Source organism: Fodinibius sp. Rm-B-1B1-1 (assembly GCF_038594945.1).
Taxonomy (GTDB): Bacteria; Bacteroidota; Rhodothermia; order Balneolales; family Balneolaceae; genus Fodinibius; species Fodinibius alkaliphilus.
Map to the genome: position 1 here is coordinate 1,056,524 of NZ_JBCFYD010000002.1, position 20,896 is coordinate 1,077,419.

20 protein-coding genes are annotated in these 20,896 nt (G+C 41.6%); 9 read left to right on the forward strand and 11 right to left on the reverse strand.

From position 1 onward, the window contains the following. Nucleotides 1-8: 8 nt before the first annotated feature. The 6 genes from AAFH98_RS12050 to AAFH98_RS12075 are packed head-to-tail and all read right to left on the reverse strand — an operon-like array spanning nt 9 to nt 5,332. Complete coding sequence (locus tag AAFH98_RS12050) at nt 9-965, reverse strand: Ppx/GppA phosphatase family protein (RefSeq protein WP_342522969.1); 957 nt, start codon at nt 963-965, stop codon at nt 9-11. Beyond that, the gene (prmA, locus tag AAFH98_RS12055; RefSeq protein WP_342522970.1) at nt 929-1,771 is read right to left on the reverse strand and encodes a 50S ribosomal protein L11 methyltransferase; all 843 of its coding nucleotides are present in this window, start codon (nt 1,769-1,771) and stop codon (nt 929-931) included. The genes AAFH98_RS12050 and prmA overlap by 37 nt, the downstream gene beginning before the upstream one ends. A 20-nt stretch (nt 1,772-1,791) precedes the next feature. After that, nucleotides 1,792-2,778, reverse strand: coding sequence for a M28 family peptidase (locus tag AAFH98_RS12060; protein ID WP_342522971.1), 987 nt, complete (start codon nt 2,776-2,778; stop codon nt 1,792-1,794). Next, nucleotides 2,771-3,544 carry an SDR family NAD(P)-dependent oxidoreductase gene (locus tag AAFH98_RS12065; RefSeq protein ID WP_342522972.1) on the reverse strand — a complete coding sequence of 258 codons (774 nt, stop codon included), beginning with the start codon at nt 3,542-3,544 and terminating at the stop codon, nt 2,771-2,773. The genes AAFH98_RS12060 and AAFH98_RS12065 overlap by 8 nt, the downstream gene beginning before the upstream one ends. A 15-nt stretch (nt 3,545-3,559) precedes the next feature. Continuing rightward, a complete protein-coding gene (locus AAFH98_RS12070) occupies nt 3,560-5,092 on the reverse strand; it encodes an amidase family protein (RefSeq protein WP_342522973.1) in 1,533 nt (510 codons plus the stop codon). A 27-nt stretch (nt 5,093-5,119) separates the two neighbouring features. Next, a complete protein-coding gene (locus AAFH98_RS12075) occupies nt 5,120-5,332 on the reverse strand; it encodes a Sec-independent protein translocase subunit TatA/TatB (protein WP_342522974.1) in 213 nt (70 codons plus the stop codon). A gap of 193 nt (nt 5,333-5,525) precedes the next feature. On the opposite strand from AAFH98_RS12075, the gene AAFH98_RS12080 reads away from it, so the two are divergent. The 4 genes from AAFH98_RS12080 (at nt 5,526) to rlmD (ending at nt 10,344) form a co-directional block, all read left to right on the forward strand. After that, a complete protein-coding gene (locus tag AAFH98_RS12080) occupies nt 5,526-5,780 on the forward strand; it encodes a DUF2795 domain-containing protein (RefSeq protein ID WP_342522975.1) in 255 nt (84 codons plus the stop codon). 176 nt (nt 5,781-5,956) lie between these two features. Next, nucleotides 5,957-8,302 (forward strand): BamA/TamA family outer membrane protein, encoded by a 2,346-nt coding sequence (locus AAFH98_RS12085; RefSeq protein ID WP_342522976.1) that lies wholly within the window; start codon nt 5,957-5,959, stop codon nt 8,300-8,302. Between the two features lie 65 nt (nt 8,303-8,367). Continuing rightward, nucleotides 8,368-8,916 carry a cyclic nucleotide-binding domain-containing protein gene (locus AAFH98_RS12090; protein ID WP_342522977.1) on the forward strand — a complete coding sequence of 183 codons (549 nt, stop codon included), beginning with the start codon at nt 8,368-8,370 and terminating at the stop codon, nt 8,914-8,916. A gap of 18 nt (nt 8,917-8,934) precedes the next feature. Further along, nucleotides 8,935-10,344: a 23S rRNA (uracil(1939)-C(5))-methyltransferase RlmD gene (rlmD, locus tag AAFH98_RS12095; RefSeq protein WP_342522978.1), complete on the forward strand. Its 1,410-nt coding sequence runs from the start codon at nt 8,935-8,937 to the stop codon at nt 10,342-10,344. 60 nt (nt 10,345-10,404) lie between these two features. Here the strand turns inward: rlmD and AAFH98_RS12100 are convergent, their stop codons facing one another. After that, nucleotides 10,405-11,838, reverse strand: a complete 1,434-nt coding sequence (locus tag AAFH98_RS12100) for a S10 family peptidase (RefSeq protein ID WP_342522979.1) — start codon at nt 11,836-11,838, stop codon at nt 10,405-10,407. Between the two features lie 264 nt (nt 11,839-12,102). On the opposite strand from AAFH98_RS12100, the gene AAFH98_RS12105 reads away from it, so the two are divergent. Beyond that, nucleotides 12,103-13,578 (forward strand): phytoene desaturase family protein, encoded by a 1,476-nt coding sequence (locus tag AAFH98_RS12105; RefSeq protein WP_342522980.1) that lies wholly within the window; start codon nt 12,103-12,105, stop codon nt 13,576-13,578. Nucleotides 13,579-13,660: 82 nt separating this feature from the next. Here AAFH98_RS12105 and AAFH98_RS12110 read toward each other — a convergent pair whose 3' ends face one another. After that, nucleotides 13,661-14,167, reverse strand: a complete 507-nt coding sequence (locus AAFH98_RS12110; protein WP_342522981.1) for a metallophosphoesterase family protein — start codon at nt 14,165-14,167, stop codon at nt 13,661-13,663. 107 nt (nt 14,168-14,274) lie between these two features. Between AAFH98_RS12110 and AAFH98_RS12115 the strand changes: the two genes are divergently transcribed. From AAFH98_RS12115 to AAFH98_RS12130, 4 genes are all read left to right on the forward strand, one after another. Next, the gene (locus tag AAFH98_RS12115; protein WP_342522982.1) at nt 14,275-15,300 is read left to right on the forward strand and encodes a glycosyltransferase family 2 protein; all 1,026 of its coding nucleotides are present in this window, start codon (nt 14,275-14,277) and stop codon (nt 15,298-15,300) included. Continuing rightward, nucleotides 15,297-15,923 (forward strand): hypothetical protein, encoded by a 627-nt coding sequence (locus AAFH98_RS12120; RefSeq protein WP_342522983.1) that lies wholly within the window; start codon nt 15,297-15,299, stop codon nt 15,921-15,923. Before AAFH98_RS12115 ends, AAFH98_RS12120 begins: the two co-directional genes overlap by 4 nt. Nucleotides 15,924-16,004: 81 nt before the next feature. Next, a complete protein-coding gene (locus AAFH98_RS12125) occupies nt 16,005-16,931 on the forward strand; it encodes a DUF1684 domain-containing protein (protein WP_342522984.1) in 927 nt (308 codons plus the stop codon). 1 nt (nt 16,932) lies between these two features. Next, on the forward strand, nt 16,933-17,673 hold the full coding sequence (locus AAFH98_RS12130; RefSeq protein WP_342522985.1) for a class I SAM-dependent methyltransferase: 741 nt from the start codon (nt 16,933-16,935) through the stop codon (nt 17,671-17,673). On the opposite strand, the gene nfo is transcribed toward AAFH98_RS12130, so the two are convergent. The 3 genes from nfo to AAFH98_RS12145 form a co-directional block, all read right to left on the reverse strand. Continuing rightward, a complete protein-coding gene (nfo, locus tag AAFH98_RS12135) occupies nt 17,670-18,512 on the reverse strand; it encodes a deoxyribonuclease IV (protein ID WP_342522986.1) in 843 nt (280 codons plus the stop codon). The genes AAFH98_RS12130 and nfo overlap by 4 nt on opposite strands. A 120-nt stretch (nt 18,513-18,632) precedes the next feature. Beyond that, nucleotides 18,633-19,052 carry a DUF1761 domain-containing protein gene (locus tag AAFH98_RS12140; RefSeq protein WP_342522987.1) on the reverse strand — a complete coding sequence of 140 codons (420 nt, stop codon included), beginning with the start codon at nt 19,050-19,052 and terminating at the stop codon, nt 18,633-18,635. 590 nt (nt 19,053-19,642) lie between these two features. Next, nucleotides 19,643-20,776, reverse strand: a complete 1,134-nt coding sequence (locus tag AAFH98_RS12145) for a chemotaxis protein CheB (RefSeq protein WP_342522988.1) — start codon at nt 20,774-20,776, stop codon at nt 19,643-19,645. Nucleotides 20,777-20,896: the final 120 nt, after the last annotated feature.

The window sequence follows — 20,896 nt, forward strand, 5'->3', positions numbered from 1 at the left end:
ATTTTTTTTTAAAAAGTTGTCAAAATAGCTCCATGCCGTATCCCGCCCGTAGAAGTAATCAGTTCCTTAAATCCATACATCTCCATGAATCCGTCAAGGATAAGCAATCCGGCTAAAAATATATCCGCTCTCCCTTTCATAACTGCTGGATATTTTTCCGCAAGCTCATCCGCCGATATTTCTGAAAATTGATCGATATATGTGTTAAGTGTAGATCGATTTATAAGATGGCCCCGCAAGGCTTTACCGTCATATTCGGTTAACCCCTGATCTATAAAAGCCAGTGAAGTGACCGTCCCCGCTACGCCAATTAATACCGCATCTTCAGCAATATTAACTTTATAATCCTGCAACATATGTTGAATTGCGGCACGACAATCAGAGATCTGAGACATGGACGGAGGCTTATTTTTCAAAAACCGTTCGGTAAACCGCACGCATCCCATATCATACGAATAACGGTCCTGCAACTGACTACTGCCATAAGCAATCTCCGTGCTCCCCCCTCCTATATCAAGCACCAATTGGGATTTATCACTATCAATACCACTTAACACACTCTGGGCTCCCCAAAAAGTATATTCTGCCTCTTCCTCTCCACTCAAAATTTGAATATCAAATCCGGTTTTAAGCTTTGCCAAATCGATGAGCACACTTCGGTTTTCTGCATCCCGAACCGCACTGGTCCCTGTCACAACAACCTCATTATTCGAGATATCAGGATATTTTTCTTCAAGGATATTTTTGTACTCAGCCAAGCAAGCGATAACGCGATCTATCGCATTAGTCGACAAATAACCTTGCTCATCTACCCCGGCCCCAAGCCGTGGAATACGCTGTTGCTCTTCCAATACCTCAAGAGTACCATCATCCTGATTATTTGCTACCAGTAACAGCGCTGTATTCGTACCTATATCTATAGAAGCTTTCACGAGACTATTTTCGTTGCTTGAATAGCGATCCATTCGTTTTCTTGTGGTATGCTTGTAATACGATAATCTCCTTCAAGACGCTCTTCCATTGCAAGCTGGTTACTTTTCAAAAGCCCTGAAAGAACAAGCGTCCCCTCTTCTTTTAGTACCTTATGTAGATCATCAAAGATATCTAAAATAGTATTCCGCTCAATGTTTGCCAGCACTACATCGGCCTTTTGATGATTTTCTATAACTTCTGATGATCCCTTTTCCACTGTTATACTATCAGAGACCTCATTGAGCAAGATATTCTCTTCCGTATTTTCAATACTCCATTCATCAATATCGAAAGCATGAACCTGTGCTGCGCCAAGTTTTATGGATGCTATAGACAAAATTCCAGTCCCTGTTCCGGCATCAATAACCTGATCTCCCTCCGAAATAACATTGGGAAGCAACTTTAAAATTAATCGTGTAGTCTCGTGGTATCCCGTACCAAAGGACATTTTGGGATCAATCTTAAGTAATATTTTGTCATCGGGAACAGATTCATTCGACCAAGTGGGTTTGATAAAAAATTTACCAACCGCCTGTGCCCTAATTGTTTCTTCCCATTTCTGATTCCAATTCTGATCTGCTACCACTTCTTCGGATTCTATAAATCCATTCCCAGGATATGCCGCAAGCAGGGTATCGATCCGTTCTCGATCATTAATGCCAAACCGTTCTTTTTGAATATAGGTGATGATTTTCTCATTACGCTGTTCAAAACCGTTAAAATCCATATCGAAAAGTTCAGCAATCAAACCCTCTTGGTATTGATCATCAATTTGAATAACCAATTTCAAATACTTCATAAATAGCTATACTAATACCTTCAATTTGAACCTTCGATACGGTTATAAATAAGTTCAACCAATATTTCGCCAACTCCGTTTAATGTTTTTTTACTTATGATCGACATATCATCATTATGTGTATGCCAATAAGAAGCAAACTGGGCACCGTTATTGCTGGGACTATAATGAATAATATTGATAGTCGGTATTCCCAAAATACGATTTATAACCAGATGATCATCAGATACCCTATTCCCCTGCTCACTAATAAATAAATTACTATATCCTTTATCTTCAGCAACATCCCATATTCCCTCTACCAAACCAGGTGCAAACTGCATGGAATATCCCTCTTTGGGAAACCGAGCATTTTTACCTCCAACCATATCCAGTAAAATACCAAAACGCGGGCTGTATCCTTTTACCGGTGGATTTTCGGACCAATGCCTTGACCCAAGAAAATATTTCGAGAAATCACCTTCCCTTCCATAATCTTCCCCATCAAACAAAACAATATCTACTCCTATCGGTGGAGGATTATCTTTAAATATTCGCGCCAACTCAAGCAGAACTCCTACACCACTACCTCCATCATCAGCCCCTAAAATAGGTTTATCCTGATTAAGAGAATCCTTGTCTGCACGTGGACGTGTATCCCAATGGGCACAAAGAAAAATACGATCACTACTCTGTGGATTAAACGAAGCAATAATATTTGAAAGCGCAAGGCTATCGCCGTCGTATCCCTGAGCCGTAAACTGCTGCGAAAATACATATCGCTGACCGGCATAATCCTGAAGCCTATTTAGCAAATACTCTTTGGTTAACTTATGCCCTTCCGCATTGGGGTTTCGTGGCCCATAAGACAGTTGTTGACCAATAAACTGATAAGCGCTATCAGCACTAAATTCAGGTACTTCTTGGCCCTGCTCTTCAAATGAAAACTGTTGTTGATCCCCTCCTTCACAAGAAATAAGGAAAAATAAAAGTCCGCTAAGAAGTAATAAAATCCGCAATTTAATCATTGTCCCGAGACACCATCATTGACGAAGACTGCGCTACAGGAAAAACGATTGTATCCATAATATTTACGTGTGGAGGGCGATTAACAATAAAATGGACAATTTCTGCTATATCTTCGGCAACGAGTGGTTCCATATCTTCATACACTTCATCAGCACGGTCTGCATCTCCTTTAAAACGAACTTCGCTGAATTCAGTCTCTACTAATCCCGGAGAAACCATACTAACTCGAACATTGGTACCATGCAGATCTTTTTTCGTAGCTTCAGTAAAAGCTTTTACCGCATGTTTCGTAGCACAATAAACAGATCCCCCCGGATAGCTTTCATGTCCGGCGATGGAGCCGATATTTATAATATGTCCGACATTACGCTCTTTCATTCGTGGCGAAATAAGCCGCGTCATATTAAGCACTCCCTTAATATTCGTATCTACCATCGTATCCCAGTCATCATATTGAGCATCAAAAACAGCATCAACCCCTTTGGCTAATCCGGCATTATTGACTAAAATATCGATCGGCTGTTCCAAAAAACTTAAAAACTGCTTAGCTGCATCCCGATCTCTGACATCAAAAGCGGCTAACTTTACGTTGATATTATAATCCGCTTCCAACGTACGTTTTAACTCCTTAAGGCGATTTTCTCGTCGTCCGTTCAGGATAAGATGACAACCGGCCTCAGCAAATAGTTCAGCCGTAGCTTTGCCAATACCTGCCGTTGCCCCCGTAATAAATGCCCAGTTTCCCTCAATCCTATTTTTCATCATTAAAATAGTACGTGATTAATCCAATTGTTCTACGAGTTTTGCCGCATTAAAAAGCTTACCCTCTTCAAAGGTGTCAGCCATAAACTGCATCCCGTAGGGCAAACCATCCGAATGCGTTCCGGCTGGTATATTAATGCCACAAATTCCCGCTAAATTAGCTGATATTGTATAAATATCATTCAGATACATCTGTACAGGATTATCCTGATTTGCCCCCAGATCAAATGCCGTGGTCGGTGCTGTTGGAGAAACAATAACATCGACTTCTTCAAATGCTTCCGTAAAATCCTGCTTGATTAGTCGGCGCACTTTTTGAGCCTTAGCATAATATGCATCATAATAACCTGCGCTAAGCACATAGGTACCCAGCATAATTCGGCGTTTAACTTCAGGACCAAAGCCTTCGGTTCTGCTCTTTTTATATAGGCGGATAAGTGATGAATCCATATCATTAAGCTCATCAACGAGCTTCTGTTTTTCCTCTCCCTTAGCCTGCTTTATTTGCTTTTCTAACGCCTCTTGCTCGGCCTTTAAATCCTGTTCAACATCTTTAATATCGGCCCGATGTCCGTAGCGAATACCATCATAACGAGCCAAATTACTGGATGCTTCTGCGGTTGCTAAAATATAGTAGGTTGCAATACCGTATTTCATGTGTGGAAGGTGGATCGGTACCAACTCCGCTCCGGCTTCTTCAAGCTCAGACAATTTATCCTTTATCCCTTTTCGGATTTCCTCATCCAATCCTTCTCCAAAATATTCCTCCGGGACCCCAATCTTAATATTGGAATCCGGATTCTTGAGTCCTTCTGTATAGTCGGGTACTGTTCGGCTTGATGATGTATTGTCATTGGGATCGGGTCCGGCAATGGTTTCAAGAATAAGCGCTGCGTCATCAACGCTATGGGCTAACGGCCCGATACAGTCAAACGAAGACGCAAAAGCCACCAATCCGTGACGTGAAACACGTCCATAGGTAGGTTTTACGCCTACAACCCCACAAAAAGAAGCAGGCTGACGAATAGAGCCTCCCGTATCGGAACCGAGCGAAGCTGTACAAAAATCAGCAGCCACAGCAGCAGCACTTCCTCCCGAAGATCCACCGGAAACCTTGGACGTATCTATGGGATTTTTTGTTGGTCCATAAATAGAATTTTCGGTTGATGATCCCATGGCAAACTCATCCATGTTCAAGCGTCCCAACAAAATAGCATCTTCATCTCTTAAACGCTCAACAACCGTAGCATCATAAACACTTTCAAAATTGGAAAGGATATTTGAAGCACAGGTCGCCTGTTTATCCTTTTCACAAATCAAATCTTTTATTCCTATTACCATACCGGCCAGTTTTCCGGCGGTACCATTGTCGATCCGTTCCTGGATTTGTTGTGCCCTTTCGAGTGCTCCTTTCTCATCAATACTTACAACAGCATTCACTTCTTCATTTTGCTGCTCAATATTATCGATGTATGATTGTACAATATTTGAAAGTGTGGTATCACCAGACTGAATTGCCTGTTGTATCTGGCTAAAATTTGTAAAACTCAATGGATTAGAAATGGATTTTAATTAATCTTACTGCTTTTGTTCGGTATTTTGGTCAGAGCTTTTCTCAAACCCTTCTTCTTGGCCTTCTTCCAGCTCTTTTTTAATCTCATTGGAAGCCTTTTTGAATTCCTTCATTCCTTGTCCCAAGCCTCGAGCAAGTTCGGGAATCCGTTTAGCACCAAAGAAAAGAAGAATAGCCAGGCCGATAATCAAAATCTCCATTCCGCCGAAACTTCCCATAATAAATTCCTTAGTTTGTAGTTAGAATTATGACTCAGGAAGATAACAATAATTTATTAGACCTTTGAGTGATAAAATGGAAAAAATAATTGCATTTTCCTTAAAAATTGTATTGAATTTAATGTGACAAACCTTCAAAAAGGTTTTGAAGATTGTATTTTGAACTTTAAAAAATAAAACCGAACTACTTTTTATGATTTGGACTGTTGAATTAGCAGCCGTTTTAGATGATGCACCTTTTCCCGCAACGCGCGATGAACTTATAGAATGGGCTGAACGCAATGGGAGTCCCCAACAGGTGCTCGATAATTTATATGAACTTGAAGAAATTGAACAAGGCGAAGATGTTGTTTACGAGAGTATAGAAGATATCTGGCCAGACTACATCGGAAAAGAAGATTTCTTCCATAATGAAGACGATGAAGGCTTCGATTACGATGATGTTTAATATTTGACGAAAAAAGAATGTATTTTTGCGGTTGCATGATTTTCTTCATGCAACCGTTTTTTTTGAATGCCACAAGTCAATTGCTAATTACATTTCCATTGAAGCTTTATCTCTCTCGTTCTCTTGTAGCAATATTATTATTTGCCGGCCTTGTATTGACCTGCCCTACAAAAGGTATGTCTCAAAATTTGGCGGTAGAAAATGATACAACTAATAACGTTATTCGTGTTGTTCGTTTTGTGGGCAACGATAACGTCAAAGATAATACCCTTGCAACGTTAATTCGTACACAGACGAATAGAGAGTTTTTAGGCATTCCACGCTTCACCCCTTGGTATTTTATTTGGCAGCTCACCGGCCGTTTTGGGGAAGAACCTTCGTATCTGAACCGAGCAACCGTAGCCAATGATATTGAACGAATTAAACAGTATTACAAAACCGTTGGCTTTCTTGAAGCCGAGGTCGATACAAACATTGTAGAGTTTAAAAAAAATCGGGTTGAGGTTTCTTTTCTGATTAATGAAGGACCTGCCTTTTCCATTAAAACATTAGGGTATACCGGACTTCCTGCGTTCGAGGACTCCACTAAGAAAGAAACATTTCTTAGAAATAGCCCCCTTACTCATGAGCAAATCAATGACTCAACATTTAGCGTTGGGCAACAATACTCCGAAAATAAACTAAACACCGAGCGTACCAGGCTTATTAACTTTTTAAAGAATAATGGATATGCTGCGGTACAGCGAGATTCTGTCAATTTGCTGGTGAAAAGGGATACAACAAACCCACATCAGCTGGATGCTCTTTTTACTATCAATTCCGGCGATAAGTACCGATTCGGAGACCTTCACATAAGCTTATCCGGGCCGGGCGATTCTTTACGATACAACCAAGCCGATACCCTCCAAGGCTCTCCCTTTACGATCAATAACAAAAGCATTTTCCTGCGGAAGGAAGATGCCGCTCAAACAAAATGGAGCCTACTCACCGATCAGATACTTTTTGAACCGGGTGAAACCTTTGATAACTCTCTCTATATCCGAACAGTCAATGAATTCCAAAACCTGGGCATGTTGAATATTCGTCAATTTGGCCTCAGTGAGGATGGCTCCCTATCCGATTATTCCAAAGAAGAGATACCCGTGATGTTTTCTCTGCAAACCCAGCCTAAACATTCGGTTAACTTAAACCTATTTGGAATGCGCAGGTATGGGTATGGATCAGGAGCCGGTCTCACCTACACCAATAACAACCTTTTTGGCAAGGCTGAGAACTTTCAAATTGGGGTCAATGGAAGCTTTGAATATGTGCGGTCGGAAACAGTGCGCGATATCGCTTCAGATACCGATACGACTTCACAATCGTACGATGGACGCTTTTTTCGTAGTTTTGAAACTCGGCTCCAATATTCTCTGCCACGACTGATATTCCCTTTTTCCTCGCTTGATAACAATGTCTTTTTCTCAAATGGTTTAACACGATACTCTCTCACTTTCACCCGATCGAACCAACTGCTCTTTGATATTAACTCTGATATCCGGTTCAACCTTCGATACGAGGTACAGCATAGCGATCGCTTTTCAAGCTTTTTAGATCTTATTGAATTAGATCTCCTTGATACTGATCCTTCTCCTGAGTTTGAAAATGCTCTGCGTAATCGTTTTGGGGAAGACTCCTTTCAATACCAACAGATTCAAGAAGACTTTCGTCCGCAGGTATCATCTATTATTCGCTACACCTTCCGTAGCCAACGCACGGATCTCATCAAAAGGAATCAGGGATATTTCAGTGAATATTCTATTGCTTCAGGAGGTAACATTCCCTATTTGACAGACCGATACATTGTTACGCCGGATACCCTTGAAGAAAACTTACCTGCAATTTTTCCCGGCAGCCAAAACAGTCTTGCTTACAGTCGTTTTGTGAAGGGAACAGCCGATTATCGTCGGTATATTCCCCTCTCCAATAATGCGGTATTTGGTTACCGAGGATTTATGGGCGTAGCACTTCCCTATGGTAAAAGCACGAACATCCCGTTAAATCAACGGTTTTATGCCGGTGGCGCCAATGATATTCGGGGATGGGATATTTATAGCTTGGGTCCTGGTGGAATTTCAAGAGATGACCTTACCATTACAGGCGGACAAATTAAACTACTTTCTCAAATAGAAGTACGTCAACAAATTATTGGCAACTTTTTATCCTCAGATTGGATTGCTGCACTATTCACCGATGCCGGTAATATTTGGTATGGCCCACGAACCGAACTACCAACATCAGCTCCCGAAAATAATGAACAGACAATATCTGCAGGAGAACGTGAGCAACTTGTTGAATTGGGGCGTTTCCGTTTTGATGAATTCTATAAGCAAATTGCCGTTAGTTCGGGGCTTGGCCTTCGGTTAGATTGGGATTACGTCGTCATTCGATTTGATTTTGCTTTTCGAATCCACGATCTACAAAATGGATGGTTTAACAATAATTCCCCCTATTTTACTTTTGGGATCGGGCATTCTTTTTAACGAGGGTAATTATTACCTTTTACAGTAATAAATTCTGAAAAACGTTAACCTAATTCTTAGGGATTATGTTCAATTCTGAGCAGTTTAAGAAACTCAAGAATAAAACAGATATTATTTTTAAGTCCCGGTTTTTAAAGAACCTGACGATGCTCGAACGGTCAGAGTTTCTCCAATACTGCCATCGCAGAAACTACAAAGAGGAGGAACATATCTACTATCAGGGAGATCCCGGTACGGGAATGTATTTTGTTGAAGAAGGAAAAGTTGAACTTATTGTCGAACCCGAACCTGAAAATAAGGATGAGGAAACACAAAGCTATATTATTGAATCTCCTGAAAGCTTTGGCGCCCTCTCTATCGGGTACGAACTACGGCGGATCTCAAGTGCAAAGTGTTTAACTGATTGTACCCTCTTGGGATTTTTTAAACCTGACTTTGAAACGCTCAAAAAACGGCATCCTACCATTGCCGTAAAATTCATGGAAACCCTGGCTATGATTGCCATGAAGCAACTTGAGATAACTACAAATGAGCTTAAAAAAGTAAGCTCTGCCGAACGGGCATTTTCTCTTCAGTTCGAAACATATATGAATCAGGATAATGAAGAAAACTAATTTTGATTATTGAGCAGTATGGCATTTAAAAAAGGTGAAGATGTTGAGCTTACTATCGACTCGGCAGCCTACAAAGGTAAAGGTATTGGTAAAATTGATGGATTAGCCGTTTTTGTACCGAATACAGCTCCCGGCGACCGGGTAAAAGCGCGTATCATCAAAAAGAAAAAGAGCTATCTCGAAGCGAAATTGCTCGATGTTTTGGAGCCAGGACCACATCGTATTGAACCTAAATGTCAGCATGCCCAGCACTGTGGCGGCTGTAACTGGCAGCATGTCTCTTATAAGCATCAGCTTGAATTTAAGCGCGACCAAGTTGAGGATCACATGCATCGCATTGGCGGGCTAACTCATATGGAAGTAACCCCTACTATTGGCTGTGACAATGCCTTCCATTATCGCAACAAGATGGAATACTCCATGGGTCACAAACGCTGGCTGAGCCGTGAGGAAATTAATCGTGATGAATATGTTGATGATCGATGCTTTGCTGCCGGCCTGCATGCCCCGGGACGGTTTGACAAAATTTTGAACATCAATGAGTGCTATCTTCAGCACCCTATCTCCTACAACATTTTGGATTTTGTTCGCTCTTGGTGTATCGAGCATGATATTGCTCCCTACAATCGCATTGACCATGAAGGATTTATGCGCAATCTGGTAATTCGCAAGGCTTGGCATACTGATGATCTAATGGTCAATATTGTTACGTATAAGGATAACCAGGATGTAGTTGAGGCACTTTCTTATGCCCTTCAAAATGAGTTTCCAGAAATAACGACTATCGTCAATAACGTAAATGATACGCGGCGACCTACTGCCGAAGGCCGATACGAAAAAGTGTTATATGGCTCCGGCAATATCACAGACAAAATCGGGAAGTATCATTTTAACATTGGAGCGAATGATTTTTTCCAAACAAATACCGCCCAGGCAGAACGTCTTTATGAGGTCGCAAAGTCTTTCGCCGAGCTATCCGAAGATGACGTTTTATATGATCTATACTGTGGCGTAGGAACACTTAGCCTTTTTCTAAGTGACAGCTGTAAAAGCGTTTTGGGTATTGAATTAGAAGAAGTTGCTGTAAAAAATGCACAGAAAAATATCCAAGAGAATAATGTCGGAAATGTCTCTTTTGTTGAAGGAGATATGAAAGATGTATTTACAGAAGAAATTACTTCCGAGCATGGAACGCCGGACTGCCTTATCACCGATCCTCCGCGAGCTGGCATGCACCCCGATGTGGTGGAGAGACTGAAAGAACTTCAAGTACCCAAGTTGGTATATGTAAGCTGCAACAGTTCAACGATGGCGCGTGATCTCGAAGAGCTAAACGAAGTATACAATATTTTAGAAGTCCAGCCGGTAGATATGTTTCCGCAAACCTATCACATTGAAACAGTCGCAAAACTTCGGCTAAAAGAATAATTAAAAAGCCCGGGGGTAAAACCCCAGGCTTTAGTATTTACAAAAATATTCTTCTCCCCTTTAGTACTTTGCAGGCGCACCCTCTTCAGGGATTGACTGTCGAATAAACTCCCGGATATCTTGATTGGAGGTGCTCAGATCCTCTTTCCGTAGGTACATCATATGTCCGCTTCGATATCCTTTAAACGACATGCGATCTTGCAACTTACCGCTGGGATCCATATTCCACATCGTATATTTCGCATCGAAATACGGGGTACCGCCGTCATAATAACCCGACTGCACCAGTACATTTAGATAAGGATTCTCTGCCATCGCTGACCGCAAGTTTTCGCCCGTACGGTTGCCGTCACGATCCCAGGGATGAACCGGACCAAACATCCAGTATTGAAGGTCAGTATCATAACCCAAATCGCTGCGCAAATAATCATTAATGGCAGGCGTAAAAGCATGGTTCCAGGCTGTTAAAGCCGGATCATAATCGTAGCGATTCCCGGCATTATCCCGATCTTGACCACGGTATCGTGAGTCCAGACGTCCAACGGTCAACTCTTTATTATCCCGCAACAACTCTTTCCCAAAAAAGGAAGTAGACATTCTTAGGTTATGATTAAGCACTTTCTGCTTATCAATTCCTGAATAATAGGCCACCTTCTCAGCAATCTCCTGTTTCCTTGAATCACTCAAGGTTCCGCCACGCGTTAAAGCTGATATGTATTCATTTACGGTAAACTCCTCAGCTTCAGGTAAAATTTCACTTAAATCTTGTTGCTGTAACTCCTGCGGCAATGCATCGTGATACCAAGCCGTAGCCGTAAAATATGGCAGCGTCAGTGCATCATCTACGGGACCATCACGATCGACTCCAAGTCCTGTAGGTGAAACTAATATCACACCATTTAGGAACATCCACTGCGAGGACTGCAGCTCATCAGCCAAACCTGCCACTCGCGTGGTACCATAACTTTCCCCAATCAAAAACTTTGGCGACTTCCAGAGATCGTTACGAGAAATAAAGGTATCAATCCAATCAGCTAAATATCCGATATCTGCATTGACACCAAAAAACGTCTCACGTTCAACCTCTTCATCAACAATCCGCGAAAAACCGGTATTCACCGGATTGACATACAGAATATCTGCCACGTCAAGAATAGAATGGGGATTCTCTTCCACACCGTAAGGCTGCACCGGATGGCCTTCATCACTAATCTTCACCTTCTTGGGACCTGTATAACCAATATGCATCCAAACCGACGCCGAACCAGGTCCACCATTGAATGAAATAACCAATGGACGCCGTTTATTATCCTCCACATCCGTTCGCTTGTAATACGTATAAAACAAACTGGCAATGGGCTTACCATCATCATTCCAAACGGGTTGATTGCCGACTGTTGCCGTATACTCAACATCTTGCCCGTTAATGGTCTGTTCATGTTGTGTGGTGATTGTAGTATCAACCTTGCTTTCTATAGATTGTGCAAGTGCCATTTCCGTTTCCCCTATTAAAAGGAAACTACATACAAAGAGCACTGCAGTCGTGCGAATTATTGATAGAAATTTCATAACAAATGTATTTATGATGAATTACGTTTTTACCTTGATTATGCCCTTAAAATAGCTTTCCAGCTTTCAGATACAAGTGCTGCTGCCAATCAGGACGTGAAAAGTTGTTAAACAATGTTGCAATCTATAATGAAATCATAAATGTAATTGTTATTATAGCGCTCAAACAGGCTTATACTCACGTATGATATGGATATAAAAATAATTGGCGCGGGACTTGGTGGACTTGCAACCTCTTGCCTTTTAGCACATCAGGGGCACAACGTAACTATTCTCGAAAAAAACAGTGCACCGGGCGGTAAAATTAACGAGCATTCAGCCAACGGTTTTCGGTTTGATACCGGTCCCTCTCTGCTTACCATGCCATTTATCTTGGAAAAGCTCTTTGAGTATTGTGATGAGGATATTGCTAATTTTCTCGATATTCGCCCCCTTGATCCTATTTGCCGGTACTTTTTCCCCAGTGGCGTACAATTCGATTGTTATCAGGATACCGGACTCAATGTAGCGCAGATCCAAGAATTTGCTCCCAATGATGTTCAACCCTATAAAAAGTTTTTAACCTATGCCGAGCAGCTGTACGAACACACCAAAGAGGCTTTTTTATTTAATCCCTTATACGGGCTGTCGGATTTGAGCTCTCTTAACCTCACAGATTTCTTTAAAATTGATGCGTTTACGACCGTATCCAACCGGGTCAATGATAACTTCAAGTCCCAAGAACTGCGTAAATTTTTCAAACGTTTTACCACGTACAACGGCTCTTCTCCCTTTCAAGCACCGGCAACACTTAATGTTATCCCCCATGTTGAACTTTCTATGGGTGGCTACTACATCAACGGCGGTATGTATTCACTCATTGAAGGACTCACCTCACTGGCTCAAAGCCAAGGGGTGGCCATTCATTACGAAACCGAGATCACAAAAATCAACAGCTCAGATAACGTTATCTCTGGCATTACGGACGTTGATAACAACGTATGGCCGGCAGACATCGTGGTCTCGAATTCGGATGCCTCCGAAACCTATCTCCACCTTGTCAACCGAGACGACCTTTCGAGTTTTAAACGCAAAAAAGTAGCCAGCGTTGAGCCTTCCTGCTCAGGGTTTGTGCTTATGCTTGGGACCGACAAAACTTACAATGCGCTCAGTCACCATAATATTTTCTTTTCGGAGGATTACGAAAAGGAGTTCCAACAGATTTTCGACGCGAAAATAATGCCCGAAGATCCCACCATCTATATTGCCAATACTTCGCACTCGAATCCTGATCATGCTCCGAAAGGCGGATCAAACTTATTTCTATTAGTCAATGCCCCCTACCTTTCTGATACAATTGATTGGTCTAAAGAAAAAAGTACCTACTCAAAGAAAATCATTCAAAAACTACAAGAACGAGGGTTAACGGATTTAAGTGATCATATAACATATTCGCAAACCATTACGCCCAGAGATTTCTACCAGAAATACCGGAGCAATAAAGGTAGTATTTACGGGACTTCATCCAACAGCAAGTGGTCAGCCTTTATGCGCCCAAAAAATAAATGTCGTTCTATAAAGGGATTATACCTTGTGGGCGGCAGCACGCATCCCGGCGGCGGCATTCCACTGGTTACGCTTTCGGCCTTTCATGCCGTAGAGCTTATCAACAGATTTGAGAATTAATACATCCTTCTTATAGATGGGATCTTTTCTTTATACTATCCGACGGCAAGTTCAGCCGCGGGATGGGAATAATAAAACCTTATTACCCCTCTCCCCGTTTTCCTAAATTTATTACTTCCATATCCTGAATACTTCCATCATCAATCGAAAAGCGGACACATGTTCGATATACTTGGAAGCCATATCGTCCGGCGGCCCCGGGATTGAGAAAAAGCATCTTATCTTTTTCCTGGTCCCGACCAATTTTTAAGATGTGCGAATGCCCGCAAATAAATACATCCGGCGGATCTTTCTCCATCTCTTCCCGAATAGGGATACAATAGCGTCCTAAGGTGCCGCCAATATGTGTCATCCAAAAATTGATGCCATCACGTGAAAAACGCTGGTGTAGCGGGTATTCCTGACGAATATCCTGTCCATCAATATTCCCATACACTCCTGTCAACGGAGCCACATCGCTCAGCGTATCAGCAATTTCCAGCGTTCCAAAATCTCCCGCATGCCAAATTTCATCGCAATCCTCAAAATACTCCAGCACTTGCGGGTCAAGATACGAATGGGTGTCTGATATTAATCCTACTTTGATCATAGTTGATTCTTTATCATCTTCAGCTCCTTAGCAACGTTTGTCACTGCTATCTTATGATTCCAGGAAAAACTTAAGAAAAACAATTTATCGATCATTCAAAATCGAATATGCCCTTTTTTAGTATCATTATTGTCTCATGGAACGCCCTGCATCATCTAAAAAATTATTTGCCGAGCGTAGTCGGAACAACCTATCCCCATTTTGAAATTATTTTAGCAGATAATGCCTCTACAGACGGTTCCAAGAAATGGGTAAAAAAACATTATCCCAACGTAAAAATTGCCGAGCTGGATAAAAACTACGGTTACTGTGGCGGCAATAACCGGGCTGTGCCCTATGCAAAGGGTGATATTCTCCTTTTTTTAAATAATGATGTGCGCGTGGAACCAAGCTGGCTTGATGGACTGGCAAATTGCTTTCAGAAATATCGCGATGTTGCTGCAGCCCAGCCAAAAATGCTCTGGGATTCTGATCCTCAATATTTTGAATATGCCGGTGCTGCAGGCGGATTTTTGGATCGTTTTGGCTATCCCTTTTGCCGAGGACGCATTTTTGATACACTCGAAAAAGATGAAGAACAGTATGATTTTGATTCAGATATTCTCTGGGCCAGTGGTGCAGCATTAGCGGTTCGAAAAGAGCAGTTTATCGAGGCTGGTATGTTTGATGAAGACTTCGAATTCCATATGGAAGAAATTGACCTCTGCTGGCATCTCTGGAACCTGGGATACAAGGTACGCTATTGCCCTGAAAGCACTGTCCATCATCTCGGGGGCGGCTCATTACCAATGGATTCTCCCCGTAAGCTCTATTATAACTATCGCAATAACCTACGCATGATCTGGAAAAATGGAAGTCCTCATTCGTTGTCCTGGCAATTTATTGGGCGCTACCTGCTCGACATCGCTGCAGCTGCCAAAACACTTTTCGAAGGCGATGGGGACTCGTGCAAAGCCATATGTCGAGCCCATCTTGATTTTTGGAAAGGATTTCACAACACCTACCAGAAACGGCATAAGCGACTACAACAGCGGACTGTTACTGATAACCCTGCGACGATGCTCCCAAAATCCATCGCCGTAGAATACTTCCTCAAGGGAAAACAGAAATTTACTGAGATATTTGGAGTATGAATTTTTCAGCTATAGATCGAGACCAGCTTAAAGGTCAGTTCATCTCATTTTTAAAACGATGGTGGGCATCCCTGATTATGCTGCCATTTATGTTCTATTCGATCCATCAGGTCTACTGGGCGCTTAATTATAACATTTTCTTTGCCGTCAATTATAGTTACCCGTTTCCCCTCGATATTATCTATCTCTTTGTGGATACCTTTATTTTGATTGTCCACGAGGCAGGACATACTTTTTTTGGTCTACTCGGCTGGCGGTTTTTGACCATCCTTGGTGGATCTCTTTTTCAAGTATTGTTACCACTGGCCATTGTTCTCTTTTTCTGGATCAATAGGAAATCTATTGGGCTCCAGTTTTCTTTTCTGCTGCTTGGTTTTAGCTGGCTGGATGTAGCAACCTATGCCGCTGATGGCAGTGCGCGCCAATTGCCTCTCATTGGTGGACTGGGAAAAGAATCTCACGACTGGTATAATTTGTTGGTTCGGATGGATGCCCTCGAATACGATATGACCTATGGATTAACTTTTATTGCCATAGGAATAGCCTGTTACCTTGCAGCAATTCTCATCCCCTTCTTCTATCGCAATTATAAATCAGTTGATCTCGACCTACAATTAGATTAACATTTTGATAGTCCCACAAACGTAACTCTGGCATATTCTGTTATTGCATTGAATTATTCCTGCTAAAACACTCACTGTTTTATGAATTTTATTCGAACGATATTGTCCCCAATTATCGGAATATTTGTTCTGGCATTTATTGTTCTGTCCTGTAATTTTGAACCAAATCCTTCTTCCGAGTACGTAAAAGAAGTTAATGACTGGCACCAGAAACGAATCAATAATCTTAAAGGCCCCGAAGATTGGCTAAAGCTGGCAGGATTATTCGAGATTCACGAGGGAACTCATACCTTTGGTTCCGACTCTACCAATGATATTATCTTTCCTTCCAAAGCGGCTCCTGAAATTGGGACAATTACAAAAAATGACACAATTGTTACTGTAGAAATAAATGATGATGTTACCGTCACCCAGCAACAGGATACCGTTACTAAGATAACAATGACACCTGGTAATGCTCGTTCAGGCACGGTATTAGCACATCAATCATTTCGCTGGTACCTCCTTGACCGACGAGGCATGCATTACATCCGGCTTGTGGATGAGAAACATCCTAATATTAGAAATTTTGATGGAATTGAACGCTTTCCAATAAAGCCAACATGGAAGATCAAGGCTCAATTTAATGCTTTTGATGAGCCTCGTTCCATTATCGTTCCCGATGTATTAAACGAAGGGATGCCAGATACCCTTTATGGCATGCTTGAATTTACGATTGATGGCAAAGAATACAGCCTGGCTCCACTCAATCATCCCGAAAAAGACGATAAGTTTTTCATCATCTATGGGGATAAAACAAATGGCGAAACGACCTATGGAGGTGGCAAGTACATCTATATCCCCACACCAAATGAAGACGGTATAACGTATCTCGATTTCAACAAATCCTATAATCCACCGTGTGTGTTCACCGAATTTGCCACCTGTCCCCTGCCGCCGGCACAGAACCGTTTACCAATAGCCATTCCTGCGGGAGAAAAAATGTTTGAAAACGCTCAAAGCTATTAAGATGTCGGAAAAACGATTCTCCAAACAGGCTGATCTCTATGCAAAGTATCGTCCCACCTACCCGGAGGAGATGTACCAATACATTTTTAAGCATCTTAACGACCAACGGGCTGCCTGGGACTGTGCTACCGGCTCCGGACAAGTGGCTGGTTACTTATCTGATTATTTTGATAAGGTTTGGGCAAATGACATAAGTGAAGAACAGCTCCAGTTTGCTCCCCAAAAAGAAAATATCACCTATTTAAATACACCTGCTGAAACGTCTGGATTGCCCAAGAATACGTTTAATCTGATCACCATTGCCCAAGCTATCCACTGGCTCGACTTTAAAGCCTTTTATAAAGAAGTCCGTAGAACTGCTCGCGAAAACGCTCTTTTAGCAGTTATTGGTTATGGGATGATTCGCATTTCGAATGAGCTTAATCCCATTATTGACCAATTATACGAGCATGCATTCGGGCAATATTTTAACGAAAACAGAACGTATCTCGACCAGCGATACCAAACAATTCCCTTCCCTTTCGATGAGATTAAAACGCCAAAATTTTCCAGAACCTATAAATGGACTATTGATCAGTTAGCAGGCTACTTCAACAGCTGGTCTGCCGTTCAAAAAATTAAATCTGAGCACGACTATAATCCAGTTGATAAAACTATTGCACAATTAAAGTCACAATTAACTAATATGGAAGCCATTAATGTAACATTTCCCATTTTTATGCGGTTGGGTCGAATCCACTAATCTATCATATCATAAAGCATTGCAATCTCTTGGGGCCATCGTTCAGTATTGGGCGTTTCAAGAATCATTGGAATGTCATCAAATCGCGGATCATTCATCAGCAGTTCAAATCCTTTTAAACCAATTTTTCCTTCACCGATATTGTCATGGCGATCTAAACGACTACCCAACGGTTTTTGAGAATCGTTTAGATGTATTCCCTTCAGATATTCAATCCCAATCATGCTCTCAAATTCATCAACCATCTGCCTAAATCCCTCTTCCGTTGAGAGATCATAGCCAGCTGCAAAAGCATGGCATGTATCAATACATACGCCAACCCGACTTTTATCTTCAACGCCATCAATAATTCGAGCAAGGTATTCAAACCTAAACCCCACGCTGGTCCCCTGACCCGCCGTATTTTCAATAACAGCGGTGACCCCGCTGGTTTTATCCAATGCCCAATTTAATGATTCTGCATTACGATCCAGGCAATCTTCTACACTCATTTTATCTAAGTGGTTACCCGGATGAAAATTAAGCAACCTTATTCCTAACTGCTCACACCGCTGCAGCTCATCCAGAAAAGCATTACGTGACTTCTGCAACTGTTTTTCTTCTGGGTGGCCAAGATTGATCAAATAGCTGTCATGTGGCATTACCTGATCCATCGTGTAACCAAATTCTGCGCAGGCTTCCTTAAATCCCTCAATATTCTCTTTGGTAAGTGGTGGACCTTCCCACCGGCGCTGATTCTTCGTAAACAAAGCAAATGCTTTAGCTCCTATATCATGAGCACGCTTTGGTACATTTTCAACGCCACCGGCAGCACTAACATGCGCTCCAACATATTTCATATCTAAACTATTTCACTTCGACTTATAACCTTAGTAAATAGCCGATAAGAAAAGAAAGATTCCCGAAAGAGCAAACCCTCAGACATTTTAACATCCTAAGGACTTACGAAAACTATTTTATTATGTCCAAGCTCCTAAAATTAGTCCCATTATTGTAAAAGCAATCGTCCAATATCCCCCGTTTATGAAAATATATTTCCACGATTTCCTCTCATATAAACTATTTACTGCAAGAGCAAAGAATATCCATCCAAATCCAGTCAAAAAACCATAAAAGGCTCCCGTTGTGGCTGTCATTGTTTCAGCTGCCTCCGGCGACCCAGTTAAAAACATGGCCAGGTTAAAGGCCATGATGAATTCAAAAATAAAAGCTAACCCGAAAATCTTAGCCATATTTCCCTCTTGCAGATCCTCTTCTGTAAACCCTACGGCAGCCATCCACGCCTTGCCAAATAATGGTCCATACCAAAGCCAACCGACCAAAAATGTTGATAGTGTTGCGACCAGTACTGCCAATAAATTAATACTTGAAAAGTCCATAGTTGTATCCCCTTTATTTAATGTTATTAACCAATTAAATATTACTCAACCTGCAATAAAATTTATAATAATTTTTATTAACCCCATAACAGCCAGTTGATTAACAAAATATTCAACACAAGTTATAAGGGATAATCACTCTTCTTTTCCATGTAAGATAAACCGCTACAGCTCATTAATCTTTTCACTTACTTACAAATGTTTTCTAATCAGTTATACTTTTAACAGAGAGAGATTGACATATTGAAATTGCACGGCCTGACAATTGCTACGGCAAGAGAAGGGCAAGCTTAAAATAACCGTAAGCTTCTTCTTAGAGATTAACCTGACTAAGGCGACTCAAGTGGCGTGCAACGGTTTTAAAACTGTCGGTATTTATATACCGACATAAAGCCAACAGTTGAGGGTGCTTCGAAATATCGGAGTTGAGATTATACCTCCATTACTTTTTTTGGGGAATTCCAAAAGAAGGAAACTGTTGGCTTTTTTATTTGCCATATCCAACCTTCCGAGATACGCTGCTTCTTGATAGTACACAATGACAAGGCTCTTGATAGGATAAAAATGTTACGGTCAAAAATCTTTATCCCCTAAAAAATAAAGTTGGTCGCCTGTTTTGTGTCCTCTTCCGCTTTTTTACCTGATGATGATACAGATAAGCTTGTCAACGCCCGGGCGATATCTTCGGATGGATAATAGGCCTTAACAATTCCTTTCATCATAGCCTTTAGTGGTAGGATGGGAGCAATAGCTGTTCTCGGATCCTCCACAATCACTTGTCCACCCTGCTTGTGGATTGCCTCCATACCCGCCAGGCCGTCTCTACCGCATCCACTCAGCAACACTCCCATCACCTTGCTACCTCCTGCACGTGCCGCAGATCGAAAAAGCACATCGATAGAGGGACGCATACTATGTTCTCTGGCTCCACGATACACTGTTGCTACATATTTGTTGAGGCCAGACTTTGACACCTCACACTGATATCCTCCGGGCGCAATATATACAGATCCTGGTAACAGCTGCGCTCCATCCTCCATCTCCTGCACCGAAATAGCACAAGCTCTATCAAGATTTGTTGTTAAATATTTGGTAAATACCCGGGGCAAATGCTGGACTATTACAATGGGAAAATCCAAATCAACAGGTAAGTTACCCAACATGTTAAACAGTGATTGCACACCTCCTGTACAACCTCCCATCACTGTTATTTCAATTGACTGATCTTCTAAAGAACCACTATGAAGATCTTCAAAACTTTTTTGTGGATGGATATATGACTCCAAAATGCCTTTATTCAAATTATCATAGGTTCCAATTTTACGGATGGCTTTTAACAACGGCTGAAGTCGCTTTTCGAGATGTCGTTCAGCAAACAAAATTAGATTTTCCGTTTCTGGCTTTGTGATAAAGTCAATAGCACCAAGTCTTAATGAGGTGATCGCGGCCTGTGCCCCCTCTTCATCACGGGGACTTAACACCACTATTGGCAACTGTGCAAATGCCGATTTCAATCGCTGCAATTTGTCAAGTCCATTCCCTTCAATACTCTGGATACTCAGCAAAACAATATCGGGCTGTTTTTCTTTAGTGCATGTCACGACATCCTCACATTCACCATCTGACCAAAACACGCGGAACTCTTGATGCTTTTGTAAAATGGTGGTAATTGCCCTTCTAACTAAGATATCGTTATCAATGATAAGAACAGTAATTGGCTCCATAATGTGGGGAAATGGGGATGTATATATTGCAATTCAGTTGTAAATGTATCTATTGCATTCTCCAACCTCTGTACGTTCAGCGAGCATGGCAATGTAGTAATTTCTACCACCCCAACATTA

Bases quoted from the DNA above. Each gene is read 5' to 3' on its own strand.
- AAFH98_RS12050 (WP_342522969.1), bottom strand. From the start codon at position 965: ATGGATCGCTATTCAAGCAACGAAAATAGTCTCGTGAAAGCTTCTATA.
- prmA (WP_342522970.1), bottom strand. From the start codon at position 1,771: ATGAAGTATTTGAAATTGGTTATTCAAATTGATGATCAATACCAAGAG.
- AAFH98_RS12060 (WP_342522971.1), bottom strand. From the start codon at position 2,778: ATGATTAAATTGCGGATTTTATTACTTCTTAGCGGACTTTTATTTTTC.
- AAFH98_RS12065 (WP_342522972.1), bottom strand. From the start codon at position 3,544: ATGATGAAAAATAGGATTGAGGGAAACTGGGCATTTATTACGGGGGCA.
- AAFH98_RS12075 (WP_342522974.1), bottom strand. From the start codon at position 5,332: ATGGGAAGTTTCGGCGGAATGGAGATTTTGATTATCGGCCTGGCTATT.
- AAFH98_RS12080 (WP_342522975.1), top strand. From the start codon at position 5,526: ATGATTTGGACTGTTGAATTAGCAGCCGTTTTAGATGATGCACCTTTT.
- AAFH98_RS12085 (WP_342522976.1), top strand. From the start codon at position 5,957: ATGTCTCAAAATTTGGCGGTAGAAAATGATACAACTAATAACGTTATT.
- AAFH98_RS12090 (WP_342522977.1), top strand. From the start codon at position 8,368: ATGTTCAATTCTGAGCAGTTTAAGAAACTCAAGAATAAAACAGATATT.
- rlmD (WP_342522978.1), top strand. From the start codon at position 8,935: ATGGCATTTAAAAAAGGTGAAGATGTTGAGCTTACTATCGACTCGGCA.
- AAFH98_RS12100 (WP_342522979.1), bottom strand. From the start codon at position 11,838: ATGGCACTTGCACAATCTATAGAAAGCAAGGTTGATACTACAATCACC.
- AAFH98_RS12105 (WP_342522980.1), top strand. From the start codon at position 12,103: ATGGATATAAAAATAATTGGCGCGGGACTTGGTGGACTTGCAACCTCT.
- AAFH98_RS12110 (WP_342522981.1), bottom strand. From the start codon at position 14,167: ATGATCAAAGTAGGATTAATATCAGACACCCATTCGTATCTTGACCCG.
- AAFH98_RS12115 (WP_342522982.1), top strand. From the start codon at position 14,275: ATGCCCTTTTTTAGTATCATTATTGTCTCATGGAACGCCCTGCATCAT.
- AAFH98_RS12120 (WP_342522983.1), top strand. From the start codon at position 15,297: ATGAATTTTTCAGCTATAGATCGAGACCAGCTTAAAGGTCAGTTCATC.
- AAFH98_RS12125 (WP_342522984.1), top strand. From the start codon at position 16,005: ATGAATTTTATTCGAACGATATTGTCCCCAATTATCGGAATATTTGTT.
- AAFH98_RS12130 (WP_342522985.1), top strand. From the start codon at position 16,933: ATGTCGGAAAAACGATTCTCCAAACAGGCTGATCTCTATGCAAAGTAT.
- nfo (WP_342522986.1), bottom strand. From the start codon at position 18,512: ATGAAATATGTTGGAGCGCATGTTAGTGCTGCCGGTGGCGTTGAAAAT.
- AAFH98_RS12140 (WP_342522987.1), bottom strand. From the start codon at position 19,052: ATGGACTTTTCAAGTATTAATTTATTGGCAGTACTGGTCGCAACACTA.
- AAFH98_RS12145 (WP_342522988.1), bottom strand. From the start codon at position 20,776: ATGGAGCCAATTACTGTTCTTATCATTGATAACGATATCTTAGTTAGA.